Genomic DNA, 25,610 nt, shown 5'->3' with positions numbered 1-25,610 from the left:
AGCAGCGAAAAATCAGCCGCGCTCACCGGCCAGCCACTGCAGCTGGACTTCGTGCTGACCACGGTCGTCGGTGACGAAAATCGTTCCTTCGCTGATCATCACGTCCCACTTGATGACGCGGGGCATGTCTTTGGCCAGGGTTTCCAGGACTTCCTGAGGCACGGCAGCGATGTTGACGTTCTTCAGGTTTTTCACCGCCGGCACCACTTTGCCCTCCCACACACGCAGGCTGCCATAGGCCAGCAGGCTGGTACGCTCAGTGCGGCGCGAGCACCAGGTCAGGCGCTCGGCATCCGGCTGGCCGACTTCGATCCAGTGCAGGACGCGGTCATCCAGGCTTTTTTCCCACAAGGCCGGTTCATCCACTTCTGACAGACCACGGCCAAAAGACAGCTGCTCGTTGTACCAGAGGGCGTAGGCCAGCAGGCGCACGGTCATGCGCTCTTCGGTTTCCGAAGGGTGACGGGCGATGGTCTGCTTCACGCTCTCATAGACGCTGCGGTCGAGGTCGGTGAGGTTCAGTTCAAACTTGTAGGTCGTGGACGGCTGGGCCATGAACGGGCTTCTTGATACGAGGAAAGGCGGCAAGTCTAACCGATGCAACGGGCAATCCACGAATTGAACACCATCAAGCTGGAGCGTCGGACAGTCGGCTATGCTAAAACGCTCTATTCGCCCAACCTTTGCCCCACAGGATCCAGCATGCCGTTCACCGCCAAACCGCTTTCCGGTCTGAAAGTCATCGAATTGGGCACATTGATTGCCGGCCCGTTTGCCTCGCGCATTTGCGCTGAATTCGGTGCCGACGTGATCAAGATCGAATCCCCGGACGGCGGTGATCCATTGCGCAAATGGCGCAAGTTGTATGAAGGTACTTCGTTGTGGTGGTTCGTCCAGGCTCGCAACAAAAAGTCCCTGACCCTCAATCTCAAGCATCCCGATGGTCAGGCGATCCTGAAACAGCTGCTGGGTGAGGCAGACATCCTGATCGAAAACTTTCGCCCCGGCGTCCTGGAAAAACTCGGCCTGGGCTGGGACGTCCTGCACGCCCTGAACCCGAAGCTGGTCATGGTGCGGCTGTCGGGTTTCGGCCAGACCGGCCCGATGAAGGATCAGCCCGGCTTTGGCGCTGTCGGTGAATCCATGGGGGGGCTGCGCTACATCACCGGCTTCGAAGACCGCCCACCGGTGCGCACCGGCATTTCCATCGGCGACTCGATTGCCGCGCTCTGGGGCGTGATCGGCGCGTTGATGGCCCTGCGTCATCGCGAAGTCAACGGCGGCCAGGGGCAAGTGGTGGACGTGGCGCTGTACGAAGCCATCTTCGCGATGATGGAAAGCATGGTCCCGGAGTTCGACGTGTTCGGCTTCATCCGCGAACGCACGGGCAATATCATGCCCGGCATCACTCCGTCCTCGATCCACACCAGTGCCGATGGCAAGCACGTGCAGATAGGCGCCAATGGCGACGCGATTTTCAAACGCTTCATGCTGATCATTGGCCGCGAAGACCTGGCCAACGACACCCAGCTTGCCAGCAACGATGGCCGCGATGCCCGACGCGACGAGATTTATGGCGTCATCGATCGCTGGGTCAATTCGCTGCCGCTCGACACGGTGCTGGCGCAGCTCAATCAGGCCGAAGTGCCGGCCAGCCGGATCTTCAGCGCCGAAGACATGTTCAATGACCCTCAGTACCTGGCACGGGAAATGTTCCTGCAAGCCAAGCTGCCGGACGGCAAAGACTTCAAGATGCCGGGCATTGTGCCGAAACTCTCAGAGACACCCGGGGAATGTGAATGGGTCGGGCCACAACTGGGTGAGCACAACGCACAGGTACTCCAGGAACTTGGCTATGACGCGACGCAGATCGCACAATTGCGCAAAGACGGAGCCATCTGAACTGAGGCGCCTGCCTGCATGGGACATTGGACCCTGCCCGTCACGCGGCGGGTGGCTGCTGTGCGTGCTGGCGATTTCGCTTCTGCTCCTTGAACCGGTCCCCTCAGCCCTGGCGCAAACCAGGGAAACCCTGATCTGGCTCAAGCGCGACCTGCCGCCACTGACGATCTTCGACGGGCCGAAAAAAGGCCAGGGCGTAATCGATCAACTGCTTCCACTGTTGATTGCCAGCATGCCGCAATACCAGCACAGCGTGATGAGGGTCAATCGCGCACGCGGATTGCAAATGCTCCACGAGCCGTCCCTCGTCTGCGATGCGGCGCTGAACTGGAGCAAGGAACGGGAACAGTGGATCGCCTTTTCCATCCCGGTCTTCCGTGCCATGAGTAATGGCCTGGCCGTGCGGCGCGTCGACCAGAAAGCGCTGGCCCCTTTTATCAAGGACGGCGAAGTGGACCTGGCAGCACTGCTCGCCAGCGGCAGCGAAAAACTGGGGATCATTGCCGAGCGCAATTACGGCGAATACCTCGACGCACTGCTCAAGCAAGCGCCGGCCGACGCGCTGACCGCTCATTACGGTAACGACGCCTTGGGCAGCCTGCTGCAAATGCAGCGCCTGGGACGCTTGCGCCTGCTGTTGGGTTATCGCCCGGAAATTCGCTACCAGGCCTCTCTGCAAGGCATTGCCGAGGATGAATTGCAGTTCTATCCGATCCGTGGCGCGGGCAAATACCTGTCCGGTTACATCGGTTGCACCGACACGCCAAAGGGCCGGCAGGCCATTGTCGAGATCAACCAGGTGCTGCGCGCCCTTCCCCGTGAACGCCTTGACGAGGCCTACGCCGCCTGGCTGGATCCGGAGAGTCGCAACGATTACCTGAAAGATACCAAGGCGTTTTTCGACGACCTGGCATCCCCCTGACAAATCCCGGGCAAAAGAAACCCCGAGAAGTGGGGAGACGACTCGGGGTTAAACGTGGTCTGTTTGGAGACCAGTAGCAGCAAGCTACAAGCACCGGAGCACAATGCTTGATCCTGCTGTTACAAAGTCTGACTGACCTGGGCGCGGGAAGGTTCCCGCAAATAACCTTTCAGTTGCGACTGGCCAGCAGCTTGTCCTGCGCCGCATTACGCAATGCCGCAATGACACAAGGCTCAAGACGTCCTTCAGCAATCAGCACGTCGCGATGCAAACCGTCGACCACATCCGTCAGCAAGCGTTTGTCATTCAACTGGGCCTGATTGAACTCGCGCTCGACAACGGTGGCGCCCATAGCATTCTTCAGGGTCACCCGGCATTCGCCACGAATGCCTGACGGGGTCAACGTAACCTGATACGGGCTCAGCGCCTCACCGAGCAACAGACTGATACTTTCCATCCCGATCACCACTCAATAGTCCGAAAACAACGTGCCTGGGGCATGCCTACAACAAATGACCGCTGGCCCGAGAAGAAAGTTCTGGATACTGACCGCAGGCGAACCTGCAACCCAGTCAAGTGAGCATGCACGGCGAACATGACAGAGAAAAAACGCCATCATCACGCCTGTCGGGTGCGCCGGGCGATGTCGGCCCATCCCCCCAGCAATCCCCGTAGCTGGCCATCGGCCGTGTAAAACGGCACCGTCCACTGGTAGATATCCCTGACTCCGTCCTTGAACATCAATTGACGCTCGAAAAAGCGCGTCCTGCGTGAACTCAATTGCGCCATGTACTCGGCATGCAGCAGTTCCGCGGTTTGCCTGGGCATGGCGTCGACCTCAATCAACTGCCGCCCCTGCATCCGGTCAAAACGCGTCGACAAGGCGTCCTCATAACTTTTGTTGCACATGATCAAGCACCCTTGCAGATCACGGACAAACATCGGGTCAGGCATGGCATCCATCAGGGCATGCTGGAAAGCGAGTTGATCGCGCAGATTGCTTTGGGCCTCGACCCGTTGCCTGACCACCACCGCCAACCGTCGGTTCCAGAGCAGGGACAACAGACCGAACAGGCCGACCACCAACACGCCCCAGCAAACCCACTGGTCAATCCGCTGCCAGAGGTCAGGCGCCTGTGGCACGGTAGCGCCGCCGAACCACTTCAGGCGAAGGCCGCGCAACTCCTGTTCAGAAAACGCCTCAAGCGCCTTATTGAGGATACTCAACAGCTGCGGCTGGCCTTTGCGCAACGTCAGATAATCCGCATCCCATTTACCCGGTACCACAGCCCCGACCTGCAACCGCCCCGACGGAAAAAGCCGGGCGCCGATTTCGTTTTCGATGGTGACGTAGGCTTCATCGCTTTCAACCCATGCACGGGCTTCGGCGTGGGTTTTAACCGAACGCAATTCGATGGCTGGATAATCGCGACGGATCACCGCTTCCAGTGCATGCCGGGTCGGCAGCACCAGTACCCGCTTCGCCATATCCTCCAGCGTTTGCACCGGCGGTGCCCCGGCCCGCCCGACAAAGACCCATCCTGCACCGCCGAATGCATGGCTGAAATCGAGAAACGCATTGCGTTCGTCATTCATCGCCAGCGTCGTACTCAAATCCGCAGCGCCGTTTTCCAGATGGGCCAGCATCTGGTCGGTGGAGAAAGACTCCTGGTAAACGAACTGCAACCCCGTCATCTCACTGATGCGCTTGAGCAGGTCACTGTTCAAGCCCGTCCATTGGCCTTGTTCATCCTTGAACAGGTACAACGGGTATTCCAGTGCCGTGACCACGACCCGTGGATGGCTGGCCATCCACTGCAACTCCTGGTCATCCAGCACGACCATTGAGCGTGCGACAGGCTTTCCACGCTCCTGAATCGACGCAGGGTTCGCCCCGCCCCATTCGGCGATTCCCAGCATGCCGAATAAAATCAGCCAGCGCGCGACTGGCTTGAACACACTTGTAAACAGCATTCCCACGTCCTTGGTGATCCATTCGCCTATCCCTTCGCGGCGATAACACGACAAGTGTGCATGCAGAAATGAAAAAGCCCGTCAGGAGACGGGCTTCAAAATGTAACAGCGCTGACCGGTTACAGGGGCTTGCCACGGTTGCCATGCTTGCTGACAAAGGCCTGCACGGCCTTCAGGTCATTTGGCAATACGGTGCAACGTTCGTCTCGCTCAAACAAATCAGAAAGATGTACTGGCAGTTCAAGAGCTTTTCCTACACCGGCTTTTTCCACCGCGTCCGGGAATTTGACCGGGTGGGCGGTGCCCAGGATCACCATTGGAATGTCCAGGCTGCGACGGCATTCCCGGGCAGCTTTCACGCCAATGGCAGTGTGCGGATCCAGCACTTCGCCAGTCTGCTCGTAGACTTCGGCGATGGTTTCGCAGGTTTGCGCGTCATCCACGGCCAGCGAGTCGAACAACTTGCGGGCTTCGGTCCAGCGCTCTTGCTCGACGCTGAAACCGCCGCCCTGCTTGAACGAATCCATCAGCCCGGCGATGGCCGCGCCGTTGCGACCGTGCAGGTCGAACAGCAGGCGTTCGAAGTTCGACGACACCATGATATCCATGGACGGCGACAGCGTGGCGTGCAGGGTTTCCTTGACGTACTGGTTGCCGCTCATGAAGCGGTGCAGGATGTCATTGCGGTTGGTGGCGACGATCAACTGGTTGATCGGCAGGCCCATGTTGCGCGCCAGGTAACCGGCGAAGATGTCGCCGAAGTTGCCGGTCGGCACCGAGAACGACACCGAACGCGCCGGGCCGCCCAGTTGCAGCGCTGCGTGGAAGTAGTAAACGATCTGGGCCATGATCCGCGCCCAGTTGATCGAGTTCACCGCGACCAGGCGAGTGCCCTTGAGGAAGCCCTGGTCGGCGAAGCTCGCCTTGACCATTTCCTGGCAATCATCGAAGTTACCTTCGATGGCGATGTTGTGGATGTTCTCACCGAAGATGGTGGTCATCTGCCGACGCTGCACTTCGGACACCCGGTTGTGCGGGTGCAGGATGAAGATGTCGACGTTTTCGCAGTGCTTGCAGCCTTCGATGGCGGCCGAACCGGTGTCACCGGAGGTTGCACCGACGATCACCACGCGCTCGCCGCGTTTTTCCAGCACGTAGTCGAGCAGGCGACCCAGCAGTTGCAGGGCGAAGTCCTTGAACGCCAGGGTCGGGCCGTGGAACAGCTCCAGCACCCATTCGTTGCCGTTCAGCTGACGCAGCGGCGCAACAGCGCTGTGGGCGAACACGCCGTAGGTTTCTTCAAGAATCTTTTTGAAATCGGCGTCCGGAATGCTGCCGGTGACGAACGGGCGCATGACGCGAAAAGCCAGCTCGTGATATGGCAGGCCGGCCCAGGAGGCGATTTCTTCCTGGGTGAAACGTGGCAGGTTTTCCGGGACGTACAGACCGCCGTCGGTGGCAAGGCCTGCCAGCAGGACGTCTTCGAAATTCAGGGCCGGTGCCTGGCCGCGGGTACTGATGTAACGCATGACTGACTCCAATGGACAGTGTTCGTAGTGCCGGGCCCGCAAGCGAGCCCGGTCAACGATATCGGCTTAGTTCAGGTGCTCGACACGGATCCGTACAACCGGACCGACCACACCCGCCAAGGCTTCCAAAGCAGCGATGGCATCGTTGATGTGCTGTTCCAGCACGCGGTGGGTCAGCAGGATCATCGGCACCAGGCCGTCGTGCTCCTCGGCTTCCTTCTGCATGATCGACTCGATGTTGATGCCGCGCTCCGAGAGGATGCTCGCGACCTGAGCCAATACGCCCGGATGGTCCTTGGCCTGGATACGCAGGTAGTAGGCGCTTTCGCAGGCTTCGATCGGCAGGATCGGGTGAGCCGACAGCGAGTCCGGCTGGAACGCCAGGTGCGGCACGCGGTTCTCCGGGTCGGAGGTCATGGCGCGGACCACGTCCACCAGGTCGGCGATCACCGACGAAGCAGTCGGCTCCATGCCGGCGCCAGCGCCGTAGAACAGGGTCGAACCGGCAGCATCGCCGTTGACCATCACCGCGTTCATCACGCCGTTGACGTTGGCGATCAGGCGATCGGCCGGGATCAGCGTCGGGTGCACGCGCAGTTCGATACCGGCCGCGGTGCTGCGCGCCACGCCCAGGTGCTTGATGCGGTAACCCAGCGCTTCGGCGTAGTTCACGTCGGCGGTGGTCAGCTTGGTGATGCCTTCGGTGTAGGCCTTGTCGAATTGCAGCGGAATACCGAACGCAATCGAAGCCAGGATCGTCAACTTGTGAGCCGCGTCGATACCCTCGACGTCGAAGGTCGGATCGGCTTCGGCGTAACCCAGGGCCTGGGCTTCGGCCAATACGTCTTCGAAGGTGCGACCCTTCTCGCGCATTTCCGTGAGGATGAAGTTGCCCGTGCCGTTGATGATGCCGGCCACCCAGTTGATGCGGTTGGCGGACAGGCCTTCGCGGATCGCCTTGATCACCGGGATGCCACCGGCCACCGCCGCTTCGAACGCAACGATCACACCCTTCTCGCGGGCCTTGGCGAAAATTTCATTACCGTGAACGGCGATAAGCGCCTTGTTCGCGGTGACCACATGCTTGCCATTCTCGATGGCCTTGAGTACCAGCTCGCGGGCAACGGTGTAGCCGCCCATCAGCTCTATAACGATGTCGATCTCAGGGTTCGTGGCCACTTCGAAGACATCGTTGGTAATCGCAATACCGGTCGTTTGGAACTGAGGCTTTGGCGTGCGCATGGCAATTTGTGCCACTTCGATCCCACGCCCGGCACGACGAGCAATTTCCTCGGCGTTGCGCTGAAGTACGTTGAAGGTACCGCCACCGACGGTTCCTAACCCACAGATGCCTACTTTGACCGGTTTCACTGTGAACTCCCCATAAAACGGCCGACTCGAGGCCGGCCGTGAAAACAACCGCATGCTCGCGGCTCTCTATTGATGGCCCGGCGAATGTCGCTGCCGGACCATGATCGTCAAGGCTCGCCGTGACGATGCGAATTTACTTCGCGCCCAGCGCCAGTTTGGCGACTTGTGGCGCAGGCTGGTAGCCCGGAATGACCTGACCGTCGGCCAAAACGATGGCCGGTGTGCCATTCACGCCGATCGACTGGCCGAGTGCGAACTGTTTGGAAACCGGGTTATCGCACTTGGCGGCCTTGATTTCCTTTCCGTCGACCATTTTGTCCATGGCCGCTTTCTTGTCTTTCGAGCACCACACCGCTTGCAGTTGCTCGTCACCCGGCGAGCCCAGGCCCTGGCGCGGGAACGCGACGTAACGCACTTCGATGCCGCGCTTGTTCAGCTCAGGCACTTCGGCGTGCAGCTTGTGGCAGTACGGGCAGGTAGTGTCGGTGAATACGGTGATGTGCGACTTGGTTTCGCCAATGGCCGGGTAGACAACGGTTTCGGCAACCGGAATGTTGTTGATCAGTTTGGAGATGCCCAGGCGCTCGGTCTTCTCGGTCAGGTTGACCGGCTTGCCGTCCTTGAGATCGAACAGGTAGCCCTGGACCACGTACTGGCCGTCGGCGCTGGCGTACAGCACACGGCTGCCCTTGAGCTTGACTTCGTACAGGCCTGGCAACGGGCTGGCGGTGATGGTCTCTACCGGCACTTCGAGCTGGAGGTTTTCCAGGCTTTTACGAATGGCTTTGTCGGCCGCGTCATCGGCGACGGCAAAGGTGCTGACCAACGCAATGGCTGCGGCGGCGAAAATCTGGGTCAGACGCATGAGAACTCCTGAAGGCGAACATATGGGACGATCAGAACGCCCGTGCCGAAACACCGGGTCATAACCGCCCATCGTGCAAACCGGCCCAGCCTATCACATAAGGTCCGCAGGGCCGAATGCACCTGATGCAAGACATTTGTGGCTGCACAATCCGACAGGTTTTTCGGTCAACCCCGGGGGTGATGCCTGGCATGCAGATCCTGCAAACGCGCTCTGGCAACATGGGTGTAGATCTGCGTCGTCGATAAATCGCTGTGCCCCAGCAGCATCTGCACCACCCGCAGGTCTGCGCCGTGGTTGAGCAGGTGCGTGGCGAAGGCATGGCGCAAGGTGTGTGGCGACAGCGACTTGCCGATCCCCGCCACCTTGGCCTGGTGCTTGATCCGGTGCCAGAAGGTCTGGCGGGTCATCTGCTCGCCCCGCTGGCTCGGGAACAACACATCGCTGGGACGCCCGCCAAGCAGTTCGCTGCGGGCATCACGCATATAGCGCTCGACCCAGACAATCGCCTCCTCGCCCATCGGCACCAGCCGTTCCTTGCTGCCCTTGCCCATCACTCGCAACACGCCTTGACGCAAATTGACTTGCTCCAGGGTGAGGCTGATCAGCTCGGTCACCCGCAAACCACAGGCATACAGCACTTCAAGCATGGCCCGGTCGCGCTGGCCGATGGCCTCGCTCAAATCGGGCGCCTTCAGCAAGGCTTCCACATCCGCCTCGGACAAGGACTTTGGCAGCGGCCTGCCGAGTTGCGGCATATCAACGCGCAATGTCGGATCGACCGAGATCATCTTTTCCCGCAGCAGGTAACGATAAAAGCCACGCACCCCCGAGAGAAAGCGCGCAGTGGAACGAGGCTTGTAGTTTTGCTCCAGACGCCAGGCCAGGTGGTCGAGTATCAACTCGCGCCCGGCATTGACCAGCTCCAGCCCTTTGTCCTGCAGCCAGCCGTTGAACAGCGCCAGGTCACTGCGATAGGCATCGCGGGTGTTATCGGAAAGGCCTTTCTCCAGCCACAGGGCATCGAGGAATTGGTCTATCAGCGGGTGATCGATGGCAGGCATGGGCACTCGAATCACGCAACCTTGAGGCCGCGCGCAAAATTAAAATTGGACATGGAAACGGCCGCTAGTCTTTCATAGGCCGCCATTTCAAGGAACAGGGAGCAGCAATGAGCGAGCAGCAGATTTTATTGGCATTTGGCGGGATAGGCGCGGCGGCGCTGCTTTGCCAATGGCTGGCCTGGCGCTTGAAACTGCCGGCGATTCTTTTTCTGCTGTTGACCGGCATCCTGGCCGGCCCCGTGCTGCACTTGCTCGACCCGCAGGAAATGTTCGGCCCACTGTTGATGCCGCTGGTGTCCCTGGCCGTGGCGCTGATCCTGTTCGAGGGCAGCCTGACCCTGCATCTGTCCGAATGGCGCGAAATCGGCAGCGTTGTCCATCGGCTGGTCACCATTGGCGCCCTCTCTACCTGGGTGGTCATTGCTGTCGCCACTCACTGGCTGCTGGATTTCGACTGGATGCTGGCCATCCTGTTCGGCAGCCTGACCCTGGTGACCGGGCCGACCGTGATCGTACCGATGCTGCGCGTCGTGCGCCCGAAAGCGTCGATTGCCAACATCCTGCGCTGGGAAGGCATTGCCATCGACCCCATCGGTGCCCTGCTGGCGGTGGTCGTCTATAGCTTCATCATCGCCAGCTCCAAAGGTAACGGTCTCGAGGAAAGCCTGCTGACCTTCGGCGGCGTGATTTTGTGCGGCAGCCTGTGCGGTGTTTTGGGTGGCTGGTTGCTCGGTACACTGATTCGCCGCCAGTGGCTGCCGGAATACCTGCACAACCTGGCAGCGCTCGCGGCAGTCCTGGGTATTTTCATTGGCTCCAATGAAGTCACCAACGAATCCGGGTTGCTGGCCGTGACCTTGATGGGCATGTGGCTGGCCAACATGAAAGGCGTGGACGTGCGGCACATCCTGCACTTCAAGGAGAACCTCAGCGTACTGCTGATCTCCGGCCTGTTCATTCTGCTGGCGGCCCGGCTGGACCTGAACGCCATGATCGGCCTCGGGCCTCTGGTGCTGATTTTGCTGCTGGTCATTCAGTTCATCGCCCGACCATTGAATGTGCTACTGAGCACGGCGGGCTCCAGCCTGGGTTGGCGCGAGCGAGCGTTGCTGGCGTGGATTGCCCCAAGGGGCATCGTGGCAGCGGCAGTGTCGGCGATCTTCGCCATTCGCCTGCATGAGGCCGGTCACCAGGGAGCATTGCTGCTGGTGCCGCTCACCTTTGCGGTGATCATCGGCACGGTGGTGTTGCAAAGCGCGACGGCACGACCGCTGGCTCGCCTGCTGAAGGTGGCGGAACCGGCACCGAGCGGCTTCCTGATCATCGGCGCCAACGGACCTGCGCGCACGCTGGGCAAGGCCCTGCAACAAATGGGCAGTCGTGTACTGCTGACGGATTCGAGCTGGGAAAACATTCGCTCAGCGCGAATGGAAGGCTTGCCTACCTATTTTGGCAACCCGGCCTCGCAACATGCCGATGCGCACCTGGACCTGGTCGGCCTCGGGCATTTGCTGGCGTTGTCCCCCTCCGGCGAAATGAACACCCTGGCGCTGATGCGCTTTCGTCATGAACTGGGCCATCAGCGCATGTTCGGCCTGGCCAGCGGCCAGGAAAGCCGCCGCACCGACAAACACCGTACCAGCCTGGAACATCGCGGCAATCAACTGGGCAGCGAAACGCTGACCTACGCCAAGCTCGCCAGTCAGTTGAGCCAGGGCGCCGAGTTGTACAGCACAACGCTGACGGACGGGTTCAGTTGGGACAATTACCGCGCGCTGCATGGTGAGCGTGCCACCCTGCTGTTCGTGCGCGACGACAGCGGTTGGGTGCACGTGGTAACACCGGACAGTGTATTGAAGCCCACGGCAGGGTGGACGCTACTGGCATTGATCCAGCCCGAAAACCACTAGGGCCAAAAAGATCGCAGCCTTCGGCAGCTCCTACAGGGTGAATATCGTAGGAGCTGCCGAAAGCTGCGATCCTTTCAAACGGGCACCAAATCGCAGGCAACAAAAAAGCAGCCCGCAGGCTGCTTTTTTTTGCATCGGAAGCTGGACTTAAGCCAGTTTTTCCTTGATGCGAGCTGCTTTACCCGACAGGTCACGCAGGTAGTACAGCTTGGCTTTACGTACGTCACCGCGACGCTTGACAGCCATGCTGTCGATTTGCGGGGAGTAGGTCTGGAAAGTACGCTCTACGCCAACACCGTTGGAGATTTTACGAACGGTGAATGCACTGTTTACGCCGCGGTTACGCTTGGCGATAACAACACCTTCGAACGCTTGCAGACGCGAACGGTCGCCTTCCTTCACTTTCACCTGAACGACAATGGTGTCGCCCGGGGCAAAGGTAGGGATCTCTTTGGTCATCTGCTCTGCTTCGAGTGCAAGGATGATTTTGTTAGTCATGCTGTGCTCCTAAGGTAAATCGTCGGATCTACCATCGATACGTTGTTAACTATCGTCCCGCTCGCGGATGTATTCCTCGAGCAGCTTCTTCTCTTCTCCAGAAAGCGAGCGGCTTTCCAGAAGATCGGCGCGTCGTTCAAAGGTCCGACCAAGGGACTGCTGTAAACGCCAACGCCGGATGTGCGCGTGATTGCCACTTAGCAATACGTCGGGAACACGCTGATCCGCATACACCTCCGGTCGGGTGTAGTGCGGGCAATCCAGCAAACCATCCGTAAAGGAATCTTCCTCGGCGGAGTCCGCATGCCCTAAAGCTCCAGGCAGCAGTCGTGTAACCGCATCGATCAGGACCATCGCCGGCAGCTCGCCGCCAGACAGTACATAGTCGCCAATCGACCACTCTTCATCGACATGAGCATCAATAAAACGCTCGTCAATGCCTTCATAGCGGCCGGCAATCAGGATCAATGCATCCAGATTCGCCAACTCGCGTACCGCCGACTGAGTCAGTTGACGGCCTTGGGGGGACAGGTAAATTACCTTCGCCGCCTCCCCGGCTGCTGCCTTGGCCTGAACCAGAGCATCTTCCAGGGGCTTGATCTTCATCACCATGCCCGGACCACCGCCAAACGGGCGATCGTCCACAGTGTGATGTCGATCCGTCGTGTAGTCTCGCGGATTCCAACAGGTGAGCTGCAAGAGCCCCTGTTTCACCGCCCGACTGGTGATGCCGTACTCGCTGATGGCGGAAAACATCTCGGGAAACAGACTGATCACTTCTACGCGCAAGTTAGCCACGCTTAGAAATCCGCGTCCCAATCCACCTTCATCTCGCCCGCTGCCAGGTCGACGGCCAACACGCATTGCTCCGTATAGGGCAACAGGCGTTCGCGATCATCCAGGCTGCCAGCGCAAGGCTTGACCACCATGACATCGTTCGAGCCGGTCTCCAGCAGGTGATCGATTTTCCCGAACAGTTGTCCGAGGGTGTCGATGACCTTGAGACCTTCCAGCTGGTACCAGTAGTACTCGCCGTCGGTGAGTTCAGGGAACAGGTTGCGCGGCACGCAGATCTCATAACCGGCCAGAAGACGAGCTTCTTCGCGATCATCAAGACCCTTGAGCTTTGCGACCAGGAACTTGTCGTTCCCGCGTCCGCTGACCAGCTCTACCTGCTTTACATTACCGTCACGCTTGAGCGTCCAGGTCTTGTATTCCAGCAGGTTTTTGATCGGATCAGTAAAGGAGTACACCTTTACTTCGCCGCGAACGCCGTGAACAGAATAAATCTTGCCGATAACGATCAAATCATCAGCAATGGCTGGCGTCGCGTTCATATTGCTCAGGCCGCAGCCTTAGCAGATTCCTTCAACAACTGAGCAACGCGCTCAGAAGGTTGTGCACCAACGCTCAGCCAGTAGGCTACGCGCTCTTGGTTCACGGACAGACGAACTTCCTGACCACGGGCAACAGGGTTGAAGTAGCCAACCTGTTCCTTGTGCGAACCGTCGCGCGGGTTGCGGCTGTCGGTTACGGTCAAGTGGTAAAACGGGCGCTTTTTGGAGCCGCCAAGGGCAAGACGGATTGTTAGCATGTGAACATCGTTCCTGTAGTCGGTGCTGCAAATCTAAAGGCACAGCGGGCATAGGTGCCCGAAAGGCCGCATATTCTAAGGAATATCCGGACTTTTGCAAATGACTTTTTCCGGCGGTCTATCGGCCGCCATGCAGATTTGCTATAGAGCCGTCGTTGAAAACGGCCGGTCAGCTCCCGCCAAGTGCGGGTTTGCTGGAGATCCCGCTTCCTTGCGGGTCTGCGCCGGTGCGATGACCGGCGCGGATTCTTTACATCTTTGGCATGCCGCCGCCGGGCAACATTCCGCCCATGCCGCGCATCATCTTGGCCATTCCGCCTTTTGCAGAGAACTTCTTCATCATCTTCTGCATCTGCTTGTGCTGCTTGATCAAGCGGCCGATGTCCTGCACCTGGGTGCCGGAACCCATGGCGATCCGGCGCTTGCGCGAACCGCTGATCATCTCAGGGTCGCGGCGCTCGGCCGGGGTCATGGAGTTGATGATGGCTTCCATCTGTTTGAATTGCTTCTCTGCCGCGCCCTGGGCATTGCCCATTTGCGCCAGGTTCACGCCACCCATGTTCGGCAGCTTGTCCATGAGCCCGCCGAGGCCGCCCATGTTCTTCATCTGTTGCAGCTGATCGCGGAAGTCTTCGAGGTCGAAGCCTTTGCCCTTCTTTAATTTCTTTGCAAGCTTGTCGGCCTTGTCCTTGTCGAGGGTCGCTTCCGCCTGCTCGATGAGGCTGAGCACGTCGCCCATGCCGAGGATGCGCGAGGCGATACGCTCAGGGTGGAACGGATCGAGCGCTTCGCTCTTCTCGCCCATACCGATGAACTTGATCGGCTTGCCGGTGATGGCGCGCACCGACAGGGCGGCACCGCCACGGGCGTCGCCGTCGACCTTGGTCAGGATCACACCGGTCAGCGGCAATGCATCGCCGAAGGCCTTGGCCGTGTTGGCGGCGTCCTGGCCGGTCATGGCATCGACCACGAACAGGGTTTCGACCGGGTTGATCGCGGCGTGCAGGGCCTTGATCTCGCCCATCATCTCTTCATCGATGTGCAGGCGACCGGCGGTATCGACGATGACCACGTCGATGAATTTGAGTTTCGCTTCTTTAATAGCCGCTTGCGCGATCTCGACCGGCTTCTGGCTCAGGTCGGACGGGAAGAAGGTAACGCCGACTTCGCCGGCGAGCATTTCCAGCTGCTTGATCGCCGCTGGACGATAAACGTCCGCGGACACAACCATGACCGACTTCTTCTTGCGCTCTTTAAGGAAGCGCGCGAGCTTGCCGGCGGTGGTGGTCTTACCCGCGCCCTGCAAACCGGCCATGAGGATGACGGCGGGCGGAACGGCGCTCAGGTTCAAATCTTCGTTGGCCGCGCCCATCAGGCTTTCGAGTTCGGCCTGGACGATCTTCACGAAGGCCTGGCCCGGCGTCAGGCTGCGCGACACCTCGGTACCAACGGCACGTTCCTTGACCGAATTGACGAAGTCCTTGACCACCGGCAGGGCGACGTCGGCTTCGAGCAACGCCATGCGCACTTCACGCAGGGTGTCTTTGATGTTGTCTTCGGTCAGCTTGGCCTTGCCGGTGACATGGCGCAGCGTCTGCGAGAGACGGTCGGTTAAGTTTTCAAACATTGCGCGATCCTTTCAGGCCCTGTGTAGACCGGGATAATGGCGGCCCGGACCGGACTAAACGTGTGCTCGGCGAGCCTGCGGCGTGGGCAGGTCGCGGATTATAGCGAAGACTGTGGCCGGCGGACACCTCGCTGTCGGGTTGCGCGGTCTTTCGTGCGGCGGGGGTTCTATGCCAAACTCAGCGACTTTCGGGCTTGCCTAACAGGATTTATGCTCCCCTTGTCACCCAGCTTGCTAACTACCCTCGCCGCCGCCTGCTTGTATGCCGCTGCGACCATTTACCAGGGCACTCGCCTGGCGTCCGGCGCCAAGGTCAACAAACGCCTGCTGGTCATGCTCGGCATGCTCGCCGTATTGGCCCACAGCGTCAGCCTGCTCGCCCACCTGCTGACCCCGACCGGCCTGGCCCTGGACTTCTTCAGTGCCGCCAGCCTGATTGCCGTGGCGGTCATCGCACTGACCCTGCTGGCCTGTTCGCGGATTCCGGTGGAGAACCTGCTGGTCCTGCTGTTCCCGCTTGGAGCCCTGACCGTGATGCTGGCGCATTTTGCCCCTGCCGGCACGGTACAGGTCATCGATGAGGAGCCGGGCATCCTCGCCCATATCCTGCTTTCGATCCTGGCCTACGGCATGTTCACCATCGCGGTGTTCCAGTCCTTGCTGCTGCTGATCCAGGACCACCAGCTCAAGCACAAGCACCCCTCCGGGCTGATCAAGAACTTCCCGCCGCTGCAAACCATGGAAAGCCTGCTGTTCGGCTTCCTCTGGGCCGGCTGGACGCTGTTGTCGCTGTCGCTGATTTCCGGATGGTTGTTCGTCGAGAATCTGTTCGCCCAGCATCTGGTGCACAAAACCCTGCTGGCCTGCCTGGCCTGGATCGTTTTCAGCGTACTGCTGTGGGGACGCAATCGCCTCGGCTGGCGCGGGCACAAAGCCATTCGCTGGACCCTGGCCGGTTTTTGCCTGCTGATGCTGGCGTATTTCGGCAGCAAGCTGGTTCGTGAATACATCCTGCATATCTGACGGGCGGCATTAATGGACGACTTGCCCATAGGGCCGATGCTCGCGGTAGTGACCCTGCTGGTTTTATGGTCGGGGCTGTTTACCGCCATCGAAGCGGCGCATCAGCATTTGCTGGCCCAGCGCACCGCAACGCGCTCCAGCGACAAACCGGTGGCGAAACTCAACTTCCCCCTGGCCAGCCTGATTTTTTGCAACACCCTGTGCCGCGCACTCGTGGTGGTCATCAGCACCTTGCTGGCCATTTTCACTTGGGCGGAGAACGGTCCGTGGGTCGCCTGCCTCGGGGCGGGCACCATGTTGCTGGTGTTTTCCGACTACTTGCCACGCGCCCTGGCCGCTCGCTATCCGGATGCGATCCTGGCCCAGGGCAACAACCTGCTGCGGCTACCGCTGAAAATCATCTATCCCGCGGCATGGCTGCTCAATAGCATCAGCCATTTGCTGACGCGGCCATTCGCCCGTAAAGCCAAAGTGGTGCAACAGAGTGAGGACGAAACGCTGACGGAACGGCATGCGCCCTCCGAAACCGTCAGCCGCCCTCACCCGCTGCCAGGCATCCACGCGCTGGACAACATCACTGTCAATGACATCCTGGTACCGCGCAGTGACGTGGACGGCATCAATCTCGATGACTCCATCGAAGAAATCATCGAACAGTTGCGCCACAACAGGCGTACTCGCCTGCCGGTGTTCCACAGTGATATCAACCAGGTCGAAGCCGTCCTCAACACCCGGCACATCCTTCACTTGCTGCCCGATGCCAGCCTGACCAGGGAAGCGTTGCTGGCGGCCAGCCACGAACCGTACTTCGTGCCGGAAAGCACCCCGTTGCAGCTGCAACTGCTCAACTTCCACAAGCAGCAGCGGCGCCTGGGCATGGTGGTCGACGAATACGGCGAAGTGCTGGGCATCGTCACCCTGGAAGACATTCTCGAAGAAATCGTCGGCGAGTTCGAAAGCCAGCAGAGCCTGGACAATCCGCACATTCATCCGCAAGCCGACGGACGCCTGGTGATCGACGGTGCCGCGTCCATTCGCGAACTGAACAAGAGCCTCGGCTGGCACCTGCCCAGCGATGGCCCGAAAACCCTGAATGGCCTGGTTACCGAGGCCCTGGAAACCATTCCCGAAAGCGCGGTGTGCCTGAAGATCGGCCGGTATCGCCTGGAAATTCTCGAGACCGAAGACAACCGGGTCACGCGGGTGCTGATCTGGCAGACCAGCTCGATGCCGGTTGTTATCTAACTGCCAGGCAAATCTTTCGTGGCCACTCAAGCCACTTGTTCGATCGTTAGCCACCTTTCTATAATCGAAGCGCTTACCCAAGCCTCGCCGGCCCCCGTGCTTACCCCGCACTTCGCAGCTTCCGGCCCGTCCATCAGCAAAGCCCGCAACAGACCGCCGACTGTTCCTACCTTGAACAGCGACCGTGCCTCCACCCACATCCCTGGGTTCTCGACCATAATAATTCGCTCCACTGGAGCACATGACAGTCAGGGATAACCGCATGACGACCAGCACGACTTACAGCGCCTCCACACCTGCACAACCGACGAACTCCGCCACCCGCGTGGCCACCGCGAGCTTCATCGGTACCGCCATCGAGTTCTACGACTTCTACGTCTATGCCACCGCCGCCGCGCTGGTGATCGGCCCGGTGTTCTTTCCGCAGACATCCGGCACCGCCCAGATGCTTTCGGCGTTTCTCACGTTCGGCATCGCCTTCCTTGCGCGCCCCTTGGGTTCTGCCCTGTTCGGCCACTTCGGCGACCGTATCGGCCGCAAGTCGACCCTGGTCGCCTCGCTGCTGCTGATGGGCGTGTGCACCACGTTGATCGGCGTGCTGCCGGGATACGACAGCATTGGCGCCTGGGCACCGATCCTGCTTTGCGTCCTGCGCTTCGGCCAAGGCCTTGGGTTGGGCGGTGAATGGGGTGGCGCGGCATTGCTGGCCACGGAGAATGCGCCGAAAGGCAAGCGCGCGTGGTTCGGCATGTTCCCGCAACTGGGTCCATCCATCGGCTTTCTGGCGGCCAACGGCCTGTTCCTGACCTTGGCCGTGGTGCTGGACGATGAACAGTTCCGCTCATGGGGCTGGCGTATTCCCTTCCTGCTCAGCGCCGCACTGGTGATGGTCGGCCTGTATGTGCGCCTCAAACTGCATGAGACCCCGGTATTCGCCAACGCCGTGGCGCGCCAGGAACGAGTGAAGATCCCGCTGTTCGAGCTGTTCGGCCAATACTGGATGCCCGTATTGCTGGGTGCCGGCGCGATGGTGGTGTGCTATGCGCTGTTTTACATCTCCACCGTGTTTTCCCTGAGTTACGGCGTGGCAACGCTCGGCTACAGCCGCGAAACCTTCCTCGGCCTGCTGTGCTTCGCGGTGCTGTTCATGGCTGCCTCCACCCCGCTGTCGGCCTGGGCCAGCGACCGTTACGGGCGCAAACCGGTGCTGATCATCGGCGGAGTGCTGGCGATCCTGTCCGGCTTCCTCATGGAGCCGTTGCTGACCCAAGGCTCGACCTGGGGTGTGGCGCTGTTCCTGTGCATCGAACTGTTTCTGATGGGCGTGACGTTTGCACCGATGGGTGCGCTGCTGCCGGAGCTGTTCCCCACCCACGTGCGCTACACCGGCGCCTCGGCGGCCTACAACCTGGGCGGTATCGTCGGCGCGTCCGCGGCACCGTTCTTCGCCCAGAAACTGGTGGCGATGGGCGGGTTGAGTTACGTCGGCGGTTACGTGTCCGGGGCGGCGGTGCTGAGTTTGATTGCAGTGCTGTGCCTGAAGGAAACGCGGCATAACGATTTGAATCGCATCGACTGATAGACCGCCATCGCGGGCAAGCCACGCTCCCACAGGGTTACTGTCGTACTACATTTTTGTGATCGACACCGACACTGTGGGAGCGTGGCTTGCGCGCGATGGCGTCATTGCAGACACCCCGCCCGAAAAACCACAACTTTCCCCCACCCATTGTCACCTCGCTCTACGCGCATTGGCTCATCCCCGCTATACTTCCCGGCTTTTCCTGAATAAATGCCAATAGGGTCCCGCCGCGCATGGATAAGACCTACCAGCCGCACGCCATTGAAACTTCCTGGTACAACACCTGGGAGTCAGAGAATTACTTCGCCCCGCAAGGCGCGGGCGAGTCCTACACCATCATGATCCCGCCGCCGAACGTCACCGGCAGCCTGCACATGGGTCACGGCTTCAACAACGCGATCATGGACGCCCTGATCCGTTTCCGCCGCATGCAGGGTCGCAACACCCTGTGGCAGCCGGGTACCGACCACGCCGGTATCGCCACGCAGATGCTGGTAGAGCGTCAGCTCGAAGCCAAGGGCCAGAGCCGCCACGACCTGGGCCGCGAGAAATTCCTCGAGAAAGTCTGGGAGTGGAAGGATGAGTCCGGTGGCAACATCAGCCGTCAGATCCGTCGCCTCGGTTCGTCCGTAGATTGGAGCCGCGAGCGCTTCACCATGGACGACGGCCTCTCGGAAGCCGTTAAAGAAGCTTTCGTACGCCTGCACGAAGACGGCCTGATCTACCGCGGCAAGCGCCTGGTCAACTGGGACACCAAGCTGCACACGGCGATTTCCGACCTCGAAGTGGAGAACCACGACGAGAAAGGTTTCCTGTGGAACCTGAAATACCCACTGGCTGACGGCGCCAAGACCGCTGAAGGCAACGATTTCCTGATCGTCGCGACCACTCGCCCGGAAACCATGCTCGGCGACTCCGCCGTGGCCGTTAACCCGAACGATGAACGCTACAAAGCCCTGATCGGTAAATTTGTCGAGCTGCCACTGGTTGGCCGCCGCATCCCGATCATCGCCGACGATTACTGCGACCCTGAATTCGGCACCGGTTGCGTGAAAATCACCCCGGCCCACGACTTCAACGACTACGAAGTCGGCAAGCGTCACAACCTGCCGCTGCTGAACATCTTCGACAAGAACGCCGCCGTTCTTCCAGCGTGCCAGGTGTTCAACCTCGACGGCACGCTGAACGAAACCATCGACGGCAAGATCCCGGCCGAATACGCCGGTCTCGACCGCTTCGAAGCGCGCAAGCAGATCGTGGCCGCGTTCGACGCTGCCGGCCTGCTGGTCAGCGTTGACGATCACGCCCTGAAAGTACCGAAAGGCGACCGCTCCGGCACCGTCATCGAGCCTTGGCTGACCGACCAGTGGTACGTGTCCACCAAGCCTTTGGCCGAGCCTGCGATTGCCGCCGTTGAAGACGGCCGTATCCAGTTCGTGCCGAAACAGTACGAAAACATGTACTTCTCGTGGATGCGCGACATCCAGGACTGGTGCATCAGCCGTCAGCTGTGGTGGGGCCACCGGATTCCGGCCTGGTACGACGAGTCGGGCAAGGTCTACGTCGGTCGCGACGAAGCCGAAGTGCGGGCCAGGAACAACCTCGGCCCGGACGTTGCGCTGCAACAGGACAACGACGTTCTCGACACCTGGTTCAGCTCGGGCCTGTGGACGTTCTCCACCCTCGGCTGGCCGGAAAAAACCGAGTTCCTGAAAAAATTCCACTCCACCGACGTCCTGGTGACTGGCTTCGACATCATTTTCTTCTGGGTTGCCCGGATGATCATGCTCACCATGCATTTGGTGAAAAACGAAGACGGCACGCCGCAGGTTCCGTTCAAGACCGTGTACGTGCACGGCCTTGTGCGTGACGGCCAGGGCCAGAAGATGTCCAAGTCCAAGGGCAACGTCCTGGATCCGCTGGACATCATCGACGGCATCGAGCTCGAAGCCCTGGTGCAGAAACGCACCTCCGGCATGATGCAGCCGAAACTGGCGAAGAAGATCGAGAAGCAGACCCGCGACGAGTTCGCCGAAGGCATCGCCAGCTACGGCACCGACGCCCTGCGCTTCACCTTCTGCTCGCTGGCGTCCACCGGTCGCGACATCAAGTTCGACATGGGCCGCGTCGAAGGCTATCGCAACTTCTGCAACAAGATCTGGAACGCGGCGCGCTACGTGCTGGACAAGGGCGAAGACTGCGGCCAGAACGGCGAAGCCTATGAACTGTCCCTGGCTGACCGCTGGATCATTTCGCAGCTGCAACGCACCGAAGCCGAAGTGACCCGTCAACTCGACCAGTTCCGTTTCGACCTGGCCGCACAAGCCTTGTACGAGTTCATCTGGAACCAGTATTGCGACTGGTACCTGGAACTGTCCAAGCCTGTGCTGTGGGACGAAAACGCCCCCGTCGAACGTCAGCGTGGCACCCGTCGCACCCTGGTTCGCGTACTGGAAGTGGCGTTGCGCCTGGCGCACCCGTTCATGCCGTTCATCACCGAAGAAATCTGGCAGCGCATCGCGCCGCTGGCTGGCATCGATGGCAAGACGATCATGCTGCAACCTTGGCCAGTGGCCAATGAAACCCGCATCGATCAAGCCGCCGAAGACGACATCGAATGGCTCAAAGGCCTGATGCTCGGCACCCGCAACATCCGTGGCGAAATGAACATCGGCCCAGGCAAGCCGCTGCCGCTGTTCCTGAAGAACGTCAGCGCCGAAGACCAGCGTCGCCTGACCGAGAACGAAGCCCTGCTGAAGAAGCTGGCGCGCCTCGAATCGATCACCGTGCTGGCTGCTGGCGAAGAAGCACCGCTGTCCGCCACCGCGCTGGTCGGCGAAATGGAAGTGCTGGTGCCAATGGCCGGCCTGATCGACAAAGGTGCGGAACTGGCGCGCCTGGACAAGGAAATCCAGCGTCTGCAAGGTGAAGTGCAACGAGTCGGCGGCAAGCTGTCCAACGCCGGTTTCGTTGACAAGGCACCAGCCGAAGTCATCGAGAAAGAACGCGCCAAACTGGCCGAGGCCGAACAGGCCCTGGGCAAGCTGGCCGAGCAACATGCGCGGATTGCCAGTTTGTAACGGCAAGTCGCAATGAAGAAGGGAGACCCAAGTGGTCTCCCTTTTTTATCCAAAAACACAACAAATCCCCTGTAGGAGCTGCCGCAGGCTGCGATCTTTTGACTTTGCTTAAAAAACAGGATCAAAAGATCGCAGCCTGCGGCAGCTCCTACGGGTTCGGCGCATTCGCCATCAATGTGGGACAATGCCCGCCACTTTTAGCCATACCCGAATCGACCACCGCCATGACCGCCCCCCGCTCCCCCAAGCCTGCGCGCAAAAAGCCTGCCCCGAAGACCCCGGCCACGGCCGTCGCCCCGAAGGAAAAGGCCAGTCTGCATCCGCGCAATCGCCATCAGGGTCGCTACGACTTTCCGACGCTGATCAAAAGCGCGCCGGAACTGAAGAAGTTCGTGATCATCAATCCGTACGGCAAGGAAAGCATCGACTTCGCCAGCCCGGAAGCCGTGCGGGTGTTCAACCGGGCGCTGCTCAAGTCGTTCTATGGCATCGCTCACTGGGACATTCCGGCCGACTACCTGTGCCCACCGGTGCCAGGCCGTGCCGACTACGTGCACTTCCTCGCCGACCTGCTGGCCAGTGGCAATGACGGTGTGATCCCCCGTGGCGCCGCCGTGAAGGTGCTGGATATCGGCATGGGCGCAAACTGCGTGTATCCGCTGATCGGTTACAGCGACTATCGCTGGCAGTTCCTCGGTTCCGATATCGATGCGACCGCCATCGCCGCGGCAAAGGCCATCGTTCAATCCAATGGCCTGAACAAAGCCATTCAGGTACGCCAGCAGAGCAATCCCAAGCAGATCCTCACAGGCCTGCTGGAGAGCACGGAGCGCTTCGACCTGACCATGTGCAACCCGCCATTCCACGCCTCGCTGGACGAGGCCACGCGGGGCAGCACGCGCAAATGGCGCGCCCTGGGCAAAGCCGATCCGAAACGCAAGCTGCCGGTGTTGAACTTTGGCGGCCAGTCGGCCGAGTTGTGGTGCGAAGGCGGAGAAGTACGCTTCGTGACCCAACTGGTCAGCGAAAGCGTGCAGGTAGCCCAGCAGGTGTTGTGGTTCAGTACATTGGTGTCAAAGGCGTCCAACCTGCCGGCGATCCAGACCGCCCTGAAAAAGGCCGGCGCCCTGGAAAGCCAGGTAGTGGAAATGTCCCAGGGGCAGAAGCAGAGCCGCTTCGTCGCCTGGACCTTCCAGACCAAAGCGCAGCAACAGGCCTGGCGCCAGGCACGATGGAGCAACGCTCAAGCGTAGTGAGCGCTTTATCGCGCCCACAAAAAAACCGTGCCCGGATCGCTCCGGTGCACGGTTTTTTCTTAACAAGTCTTACTTGTTAACAGCGTCGGTCAGGCCTTTGGCCACAACCAGCTTGATCACTTTCTTGGCAGCGATTTCGATGGCAGCGCCAGTCGAAGGGTTACGGCCAGTACGGGCAGGGCGCTCAGTCACTTTCAGTTTGCCGATACCTGGCAGAGTGATTTCGCCGCCGTTTTCCAGCTGATCGGCAACGATTTGGCCCAGTTGGTCCAGAGCGTTACGCGCGGTGGTTTTCGGCGCGTCGATAGCTTCAGCGATGTCGGCGATCAGTTGGTCTTTAGTAAGAGCCATTTAGTGTTCCTTCCCTATCAAATTCATATGGATTGCACAGTGCAATGTCAGCCATCGAGCCCGATCTTTTGGATCTGGCACCCTCGGCCAAATAACCTCGGGATCGGGGTTATAGATACCGAAATCAGGGTTTGGTTCGACCTGACAAATGCTGACTGCACGCTTAACGCAGTGACTTCGCGCAAGACCGGGCAAAGCTAGCACACAGACGTGGAAATATCCGCCTCTAGCTACCCATTTGGTCAGCTTTATTGCGCTAAAACAGGAAAAAACTGCATAAGCGCCGTCGGTCACCCGTCAATTGCCCTTCACACCGCGCCAAAACCAGTGGTTGCGGTACACTGAGCGCTTTTTCGGGGGAGCACGCCCTCCTCTCTTCACTCAGCCGAGAAGCCCATGCCGATCCGTCATTGCATCGTCCACCTGATCGACAAAAAACCCGACGGCACACCTGCAGTTCTCCACGCCCGTGACTCTGAACTGGCTGAGTCCGCGGCCATCGAGAACATGCTCGCCGACCTCAACGAAAGCTATAACGCCAAACAGGGTAAAGCCTGGGGCCTGTTCCATCCGGAATCCGGTGCGTTCCCGTTCAGCGGCTGGCTGAAGGAGTACCTCGAGGGCAGCCAGGATTTCACTGCGTTCAGCCGCGTGGCGGTCGAACATCTGCAAAAGCTGATGGAAGAATCGAACCTGTCGGTCGGCGGCCACGTGCTGTTCGCCCACTATCAGCAAGGCATGACCGACTACCTGGCCATCGCCCTGCTGCACCACAGCGAAGGCGTGGCCGTGACCGACGAACTGGACGTCACGCCGTCCCGTCACCTGGACCTTGGCCAGTTGCACCTGGCGGCGCGGATCAACGTTTCCGAGTGGCAGAACAACAAACAATCCAAGCAATACATTTCGTTCATCAAAGGCAAGAACGGGAAAAAGGTTTCGGAGTACTTCCGCGATTTCATTGGTTGCCAGGAAGGCGTCGACGGTCCGGGTGAAACCCGTACCCTGCTCAAGGCCTTCAGTGATTTCGTTGAAAGCGAAGACCTGCCGGAAGACGACGCCCGCGAGAAGACCAAGACCCTGGTGGATTACGCCAGCAGCCAGGCCAAGCTCGGTGAGCCAATGGGTCTGGAAGAATTGTCCGGACTGATCGACGAAGAACGCCCGAAGGCCTTCTACGATCACATCCGCAACAAGGATTACGGCCTCTCGCCGGAAATCCCGGCCGATAAGCGCACCCTGAACCAGTTCCGCCGATTCACCGGCCGCGCCGAAGGCCTGTCGATCAGTTTCGAAGCGCACCTGCTGGGCTCGAAGATCGAGTACGACGAAGAAGCCGGCACGCTGATCATCAAGGGCCTGCCCACTTCACTCACCGATCAGCTGAAGCGTCGCAACTGATGCTCGGCGGCGTACTGAAGAAATTCCTGCTGATCCTGCTGGTGGTCGTGGCCTATCAGAACTGGGGCAAGATCGAGCGGGTGTTCAATCCATCGCAAGTGGTGCCGGCGCAGACTCAGGCCAAGGCCAACGTCGTGCTCTACGCCACCGAGTGGTGTGGCTACTGCAAGCTGACCCGGCGCTTCCTCGATCAGAAAGGCATTGCGTACAAGGAGTTCGATATCGAGAAGGATACAGTCGCGCGCGCGGACTATCAGGCACTGGGCGGTGGCGGCATTCCGATCATCGATGTGAACGGGACGCTGATTCGCGGGTATGACCCGGATGCGATTCTGGCGGCGTTGAAGTAACCCCAGCAGATTTGCACGACAGCTGTGGCGAGGGAGCTTGCTCCCGCTGGACTGCGCAGCAGTCCC

23 protein-coding genes are annotated in these 25,610 nt (G+C 59.9%); 10 read left to right on the top strand and 13 right to left on the bottom strand.

Going from position 1 to position 25,610, the window contains the following annotated elements:
* Positions 1-12 precede the first annotated feature (12 nt).
* Positions 13-555, bottom strand: a complete 543-nt coding sequence (locus tag ACM6G4_RS21770) for a YaeQ family protein (protein ID WP_007971297.1) — start codon at positions 553-555, stop codon at positions 13-15.
* A 147-nt stretch (positions 556-702) separates the two neighbouring features.
* Between ACM6G4_RS21770 and ACM6G4_RS21765 the strand changes: the two genes are divergently transcribed.
* On the top strand, positions 703-1,902 hold the full coding sequence (locus tag ACM6G4_RS21765; RefSeq protein WP_056726153.1) for a CaiB/BaiF CoA transferase family protein: 1,200 nt from the start codon (positions 703-705) through the stop codon (positions 1,900-1,902).
* Complete coding sequence (locus ACM6G4_RS21760) at positions 1,856-2,824, top strand: TIGR02285 family protein (RefSeq protein WP_414914602.1); 969 nt, start codon at positions 1,856-1,858, stop codon at positions 2,822-2,824. The genes ACM6G4_RS21765 and ACM6G4_RS21760 overlap by 47 nt, the downstream gene beginning before the upstream one ends.
* Positions 2,825-2,993: 169 nt before the next feature.
* Here ACM6G4_RS21760 and ACM6G4_RS21755 read toward each other — a convergent pair whose 3' ends face one another.
* The 6 genes from ACM6G4_RS21755 to xerD form a co-directional block, all read right to left on the bottom strand.
* Positions 2,994-3,281: a DUF3509 domain-containing protein gene (locus ACM6G4_RS21755; protein WP_056726155.1), complete on the bottom strand. Its 288-nt coding sequence runs from the start codon at positions 3,279-3,281 to the stop codon at positions 2,994-2,996.
* A gap of 161 nt (positions 3,282-3,442) precedes the next feature.
* A complete protein-coding gene (locus tag ACM6G4_RS21750) occupies positions 3,443-4,798 on the bottom strand; it encodes a transporter substrate-binding domain-containing protein (protein ID WP_056726156.1) in 1,356 nt (451 codons plus the stop codon).
* 119 nt (positions 4,799-4,917) lie between these two features.
* Positions 4,918-6,327, bottom strand: a complete 1,410-nt coding sequence (gene thrC, locus ACM6G4_RS21745) for a threonine synthase (protein ID WP_056726157.1) — start codon at positions 6,325-6,327, stop codon at positions 4,918-4,920.
* A 66-nt stretch (positions 6,328-6,393) separates the two neighbouring features.
* Positions 6,394-7,698, bottom strand: a complete 1,305-nt coding sequence (locus ACM6G4_RS21740; RefSeq protein ID WP_007998527.1) for a homoserine dehydrogenase — start codon at positions 7,696-7,698, stop codon at positions 6,394-6,396.
* Positions 7,699-7,831: 133 nt separating this feature from the next.
* Positions 7,832-8,563 (bottom strand): bifunctional protein-disulfide isomerase/oxidoreductase DsbC, encoded by a 732-nt coding sequence (gene dsbC / locus ACM6G4_RS21735; RefSeq protein ID WP_056726158.1) that lies wholly within the window; start codon positions 8,561-8,563, stop codon positions 7,832-7,834.
* A 167-nt stretch (positions 8,564-8,730) separates the two neighbouring features.
* Positions 8,731-9,627, bottom strand: a complete 897-nt coding sequence (gene xerD / locus ACM6G4_RS21730) for a site-specific tyrosine recombinase XerD (RefSeq protein ID WP_056726159.1) — start codon at positions 9,625-9,627, stop codon at positions 8,731-8,733.
* A 107-nt stretch (positions 9,628-9,734) separates the two neighbouring features.
* Between xerD and ACM6G4_RS21725 the strand changes: the two genes are divergently transcribed.
* Positions 9,735-11,537: a cation:proton antiporter gene (locus ACM6G4_RS21725; protein ID WP_414914601.1), complete on the top strand. Its 1,803-nt coding sequence runs from the start codon at positions 9,735-9,737 to the stop codon at positions 11,535-11,537.
* A 147-nt stretch (positions 11,538-11,684) separates the two neighbouring features.
* Here ACM6G4_RS21725 and rplS read toward each other — a convergent pair whose 3' ends face one another.
* The 5 genes from rplS to ffh all read right to left on the bottom strand — a co-directional run bounded on the left by rplS (position 11,685) and on the right by ffh (position 15,256).
* Positions 11,685-12,035 (bottom strand): 50S ribosomal protein L19, encoded by a 351-nt coding sequence (gene rplS, locus ACM6G4_RS21720; protein ID WP_003175895.1) that lies wholly within the window; start codon positions 12,033-12,035, stop codon positions 11,685-11,687.
* Between the two features lie 45 nt (positions 12,036-12,080).
* Positions 12,081-12,833 carry a tRNA (guanosine(37)-N1)-methyltransferase TrmD gene (gene trmD / locus ACM6G4_RS21715; RefSeq protein WP_007897583.1) on the bottom strand — a complete coding sequence of 251 codons (753 nt, stop codon included), beginning with the start codon at positions 12,831-12,833 and terminating at the stop codon, positions 12,081-12,083.
* 2 nt (positions 12,834-12,835) lie between these two features.
* Positions 12,836-13,372 carry a ribosome maturation factor RimM gene (gene rimM, locus ACM6G4_RS21710; protein WP_056726161.1) on the bottom strand — a complete coding sequence of 179 codons (537 nt, stop codon included), beginning with the start codon at positions 13,370-13,372 and terminating at the stop codon, positions 12,836-12,838.
* A 5-nt stretch (positions 13,373-13,377) separates the two neighbouring features.
* Positions 13,378-13,629, bottom strand: coding sequence for a 30S ribosomal protein S16 (rpsP, locus tag ACM6G4_RS21705; protein WP_007972721.1), 252 nt, complete (start codon positions 13,627-13,629; stop codon positions 13,378-13,380).
* A 250-nt stretch (positions 13,630-13,879) separates the two neighbouring features.
* Positions 13,880-15,256 carry a signal recognition particle protein gene (gene ffh / locus ACM6G4_RS21700; RefSeq protein ID WP_056726162.1) on the bottom strand — a complete coding sequence of 459 codons (1,377 nt, stop codon included), beginning with the start codon at positions 15,254-15,256 and terminating at the stop codon, positions 13,880-13,882.
* A 210-nt stretch (positions 15,257-15,466) separates the two neighbouring features.
* Here ffh and ACM6G4_RS21695 point away from each other — a divergent pair, with 210 nt between their 5' ends.
* The 5 genes from ACM6G4_RS21695 (at position 15,467) to rlmF (ending at position 23,439) form a co-directional block, all read left to right on the top strand.
* A complete protein-coding gene (locus ACM6G4_RS21695) occupies positions 15,467-16,279 on the top strand; it encodes an inner membrane protein YpjD (RefSeq protein WP_414914600.1) in 813 nt (270 codons plus the stop codon).
* 12 nt (positions 16,280-16,291) lie between these two features.
* Positions 16,292-17,524 (top strand): transporter associated domain-containing protein, encoded by a 1,233-nt coding sequence (locus ACM6G4_RS21690; protein ID WP_056726164.1) that lies wholly within the window; start codon positions 16,292-16,294, stop codon positions 17,522-17,524.
* Positions 17,525-17,786: 262 nt separating this feature from the next.
* Positions 17,787-19,103, top strand: coding sequence for an MFS transporter (locus ACM6G4_RS21685; protein WP_414914599.1), 1,317 nt, complete (start codon positions 17,787-17,789; stop codon positions 19,101-19,103).
* Positions 19,104-19,339: 236 nt separating this feature from the next.
* Positions 19,340-22,186, top strand: coding sequence for a valine--tRNA ligase (locus tag ACM6G4_RS21680; RefSeq protein WP_414914598.1), 2,847 nt, complete (start codon positions 19,340-19,342; stop codon positions 22,184-22,186).
* Positions 22,187-22,410: 224 nt separating this feature from the next.
* Positions 22,411-23,439: a 23S rRNA (adenine(1618)-N(6))-methyltransferase RlmF gene (rlmF, locus tag ACM6G4_RS21675; RefSeq protein ID WP_056726168.1), complete on the top strand. Its 1,029-nt coding sequence runs from the start codon at positions 22,411-22,413 to the stop codon at positions 23,437-23,439.
* Positions 23,440-23,511: 72 nt separating this feature from the next.
* On the opposite strand, the gene ACM6G4_RS21670 is transcribed toward rlmF, so the two are convergent.
* Positions 23,512-23,793 (bottom strand): HU family DNA-binding protein, encoded by a 282-nt coding sequence (locus ACM6G4_RS21670; protein WP_007905514.1) that lies wholly within the window; start codon positions 23,791-23,793, stop codon positions 23,512-23,514.
* 396 nt (positions 23,794-24,189) lie between these two features.
* On the opposite strand from ACM6G4_RS21670, the gene yejK reads away from it, so the two are divergent.
* Together yejK and ACM6G4_RS21660 are read left to right on the top strand one after the other, a co-directional pair.
* On the top strand, positions 24,190-25,194 hold the full coding sequence (yejK, locus tag ACM6G4_RS21665; protein WP_007972706.1) for a nucleoid-associated protein YejK: 1,005 nt from the start codon (positions 24,190-24,192) through the stop codon (positions 25,192-25,194).
* Complete coding sequence (locus ACM6G4_RS21660; protein ID WP_414914597.1) at positions 25,194-25,544, top strand: glutaredoxin family protein; 351 nt, start codon at positions 25,194-25,196, stop codon at positions 25,542-25,544. Before yejK ends, ACM6G4_RS21660 begins: the two co-directional genes overlap by 1 nt.
* Positions 25,545-25,610: the final 66 nt, after the last annotated feature.

The organism is Pseudomonas sp. IT-P258, from assembly GCF_949767825.1.
In the GTDB taxonomy this organism is placed as follows: domain Bacteria; phylum Pseudomonadota; class Gammaproteobacteria; order Pseudomonadales; family Pseudomonadaceae; genus Aquipseudomonas; species Aquipseudomonas monachiensis.
The sequence above is the reverse complement of the archived record's forward strand: the minus strand, read 5'-3'. Positions and strand labels throughout refer to the sequence as shown.

Excerpts from the sequence above, each read along its gene's own strand:
- ACM6G4_RS21680 (WP_414914598.1), top strand. The coding sequence starts at position 19,340 with ATGGATAAGACCTACCAGCCGCACGCCATTGAAACTTCCTGGTACAAC.
- ACM6G4_RS21750 (WP_056726156.1), bottom strand. The coding sequence starts at position 4,798 with ATGCTGTTTACAAGTGTGTTCAAGCCAGTCGCGCGCTGGCTGATTTTA.
- rimM (WP_056726161.1), bottom strand. The coding sequence starts at position 13,372 with ATGAACGCGACGCCAGCCATTGCTGATGATTTGATCGTTATCGGCAAG.
- thrC (WP_056726157.1), bottom strand. The coding sequence starts at position 6,327 with ATGCGTTACATCAGTACCCGCGGCCAGGCACCGGCCCTGAATTTCGAA.
- yejK (WP_007972706.1), top strand. The coding sequence starts at position 24,190 with ATGCCGATCCGTCATTGCATCGTCCACCTGATCGACAAAAAACCCGAC.
- xerD (WP_056726159.1), bottom strand. The coding sequence starts at position 9,627 with ATGCCTGCCATCGATCACCCGCTGATAGACCAATTCCTCGATGCCCTG.
- ACM6G4_RS21685 (WP_414914599.1), top strand. The coding sequence starts at position 17,787 with ATGACGACCAGCACGACTTACAGCGCCTCCACACCTGCACAACCGACG.
- dsbC (WP_056726158.1), bottom strand. The coding sequence starts at position 8,563 with ATGCGTCTGACCCAGATTTTCGCCGCCGCAGCCATTGCGTTGGTCAGC.
- ACM6G4_RS21670 (WP_007905514.1), bottom strand. The coding sequence starts at position 23,793 with ATGGCTCTTACTAAAGACCAACTGATCGCCGACATCGCTGAAGCTATC.
- ACM6G4_RS21770 (WP_007971297.1), bottom strand. The coding sequence starts at position 555 with ATGGCCCAGCCGTCCACGACCTACAAGTTTGAACTGAACCTCACCGAC.
- ACM6G4_RS21760 (WP_414914602.1), top strand. The coding sequence starts at position 1,856 with ATGACGCGACGCAGATCGCACAATTGCGCAAAGACGGAGCCATCTGAA.
- ACM6G4_RS21695 (WP_414914600.1), top strand. The coding sequence starts at position 15,467 with ATGCTCCCCTTGTCACCCAGCTTGCTAACTACCCTCGCCGCCGCCTGC.
- rpsP (WP_007972721.1), bottom strand. The coding sequence starts at position 13,629 with ATGCTAACAATCCGTCTTGCCCTTGGCGGCTCCAAAAAGCGCCCGTTT.
- ACM6G4_RS21765 (WP_056726153.1), top strand. The coding sequence starts at position 703 with ATGCCGTTCACCGCCAAACCGCTTTCCGGTCTGAAAGTCATCGAATTG.
- ACM6G4_RS21755 (WP_056726155.1), bottom strand. The coding sequence starts at position 3,281 with ATGGAAAGTATCAGTCTGTTGCTCGGTGAGGCGCTGAGCCCGTATCAG.
- rplS (WP_003175895.1), bottom strand. The coding sequence starts at position 12,035 with ATGACTAACAAAATCATCCTTGCACTCGAAGCAGAGCAGATGACCAAA.
- ACM6G4_RS21660 (WP_414914597.1), top strand. The coding sequence starts at position 25,194 with ATGCTCGGCGGCGTACTGAAGAAATTCCTGCTGATCCTGCTGGTGGTC.
- rlmF (WP_056726168.1), top strand. The coding sequence starts at position 22,411 with ATGACCGCCCCCCGCTCCCCCAAGCCTGCGCGCAAAAAGCCTGCCCCG.
- ACM6G4_RS21690 (WP_056726164.1), top strand. The coding sequence starts at position 16,292 with ATGGACGACTTGCCCATAGGGCCGATGCTCGCGGTAGTGACCCTGCTG.
- ffh (WP_056726162.1), bottom strand. The coding sequence starts at position 15,256 with ATGTTTGAAAACTTAACCGACCGTCTCTCGCAGACGCTGCGCCATGTC.
- ACM6G4_RS21725 (WP_414914601.1), top strand. The coding sequence starts at position 9,735 with ATGAGCGAGCAGCAGATTTTATTGGCATTTGGCGGGATAGGCGCGGCG.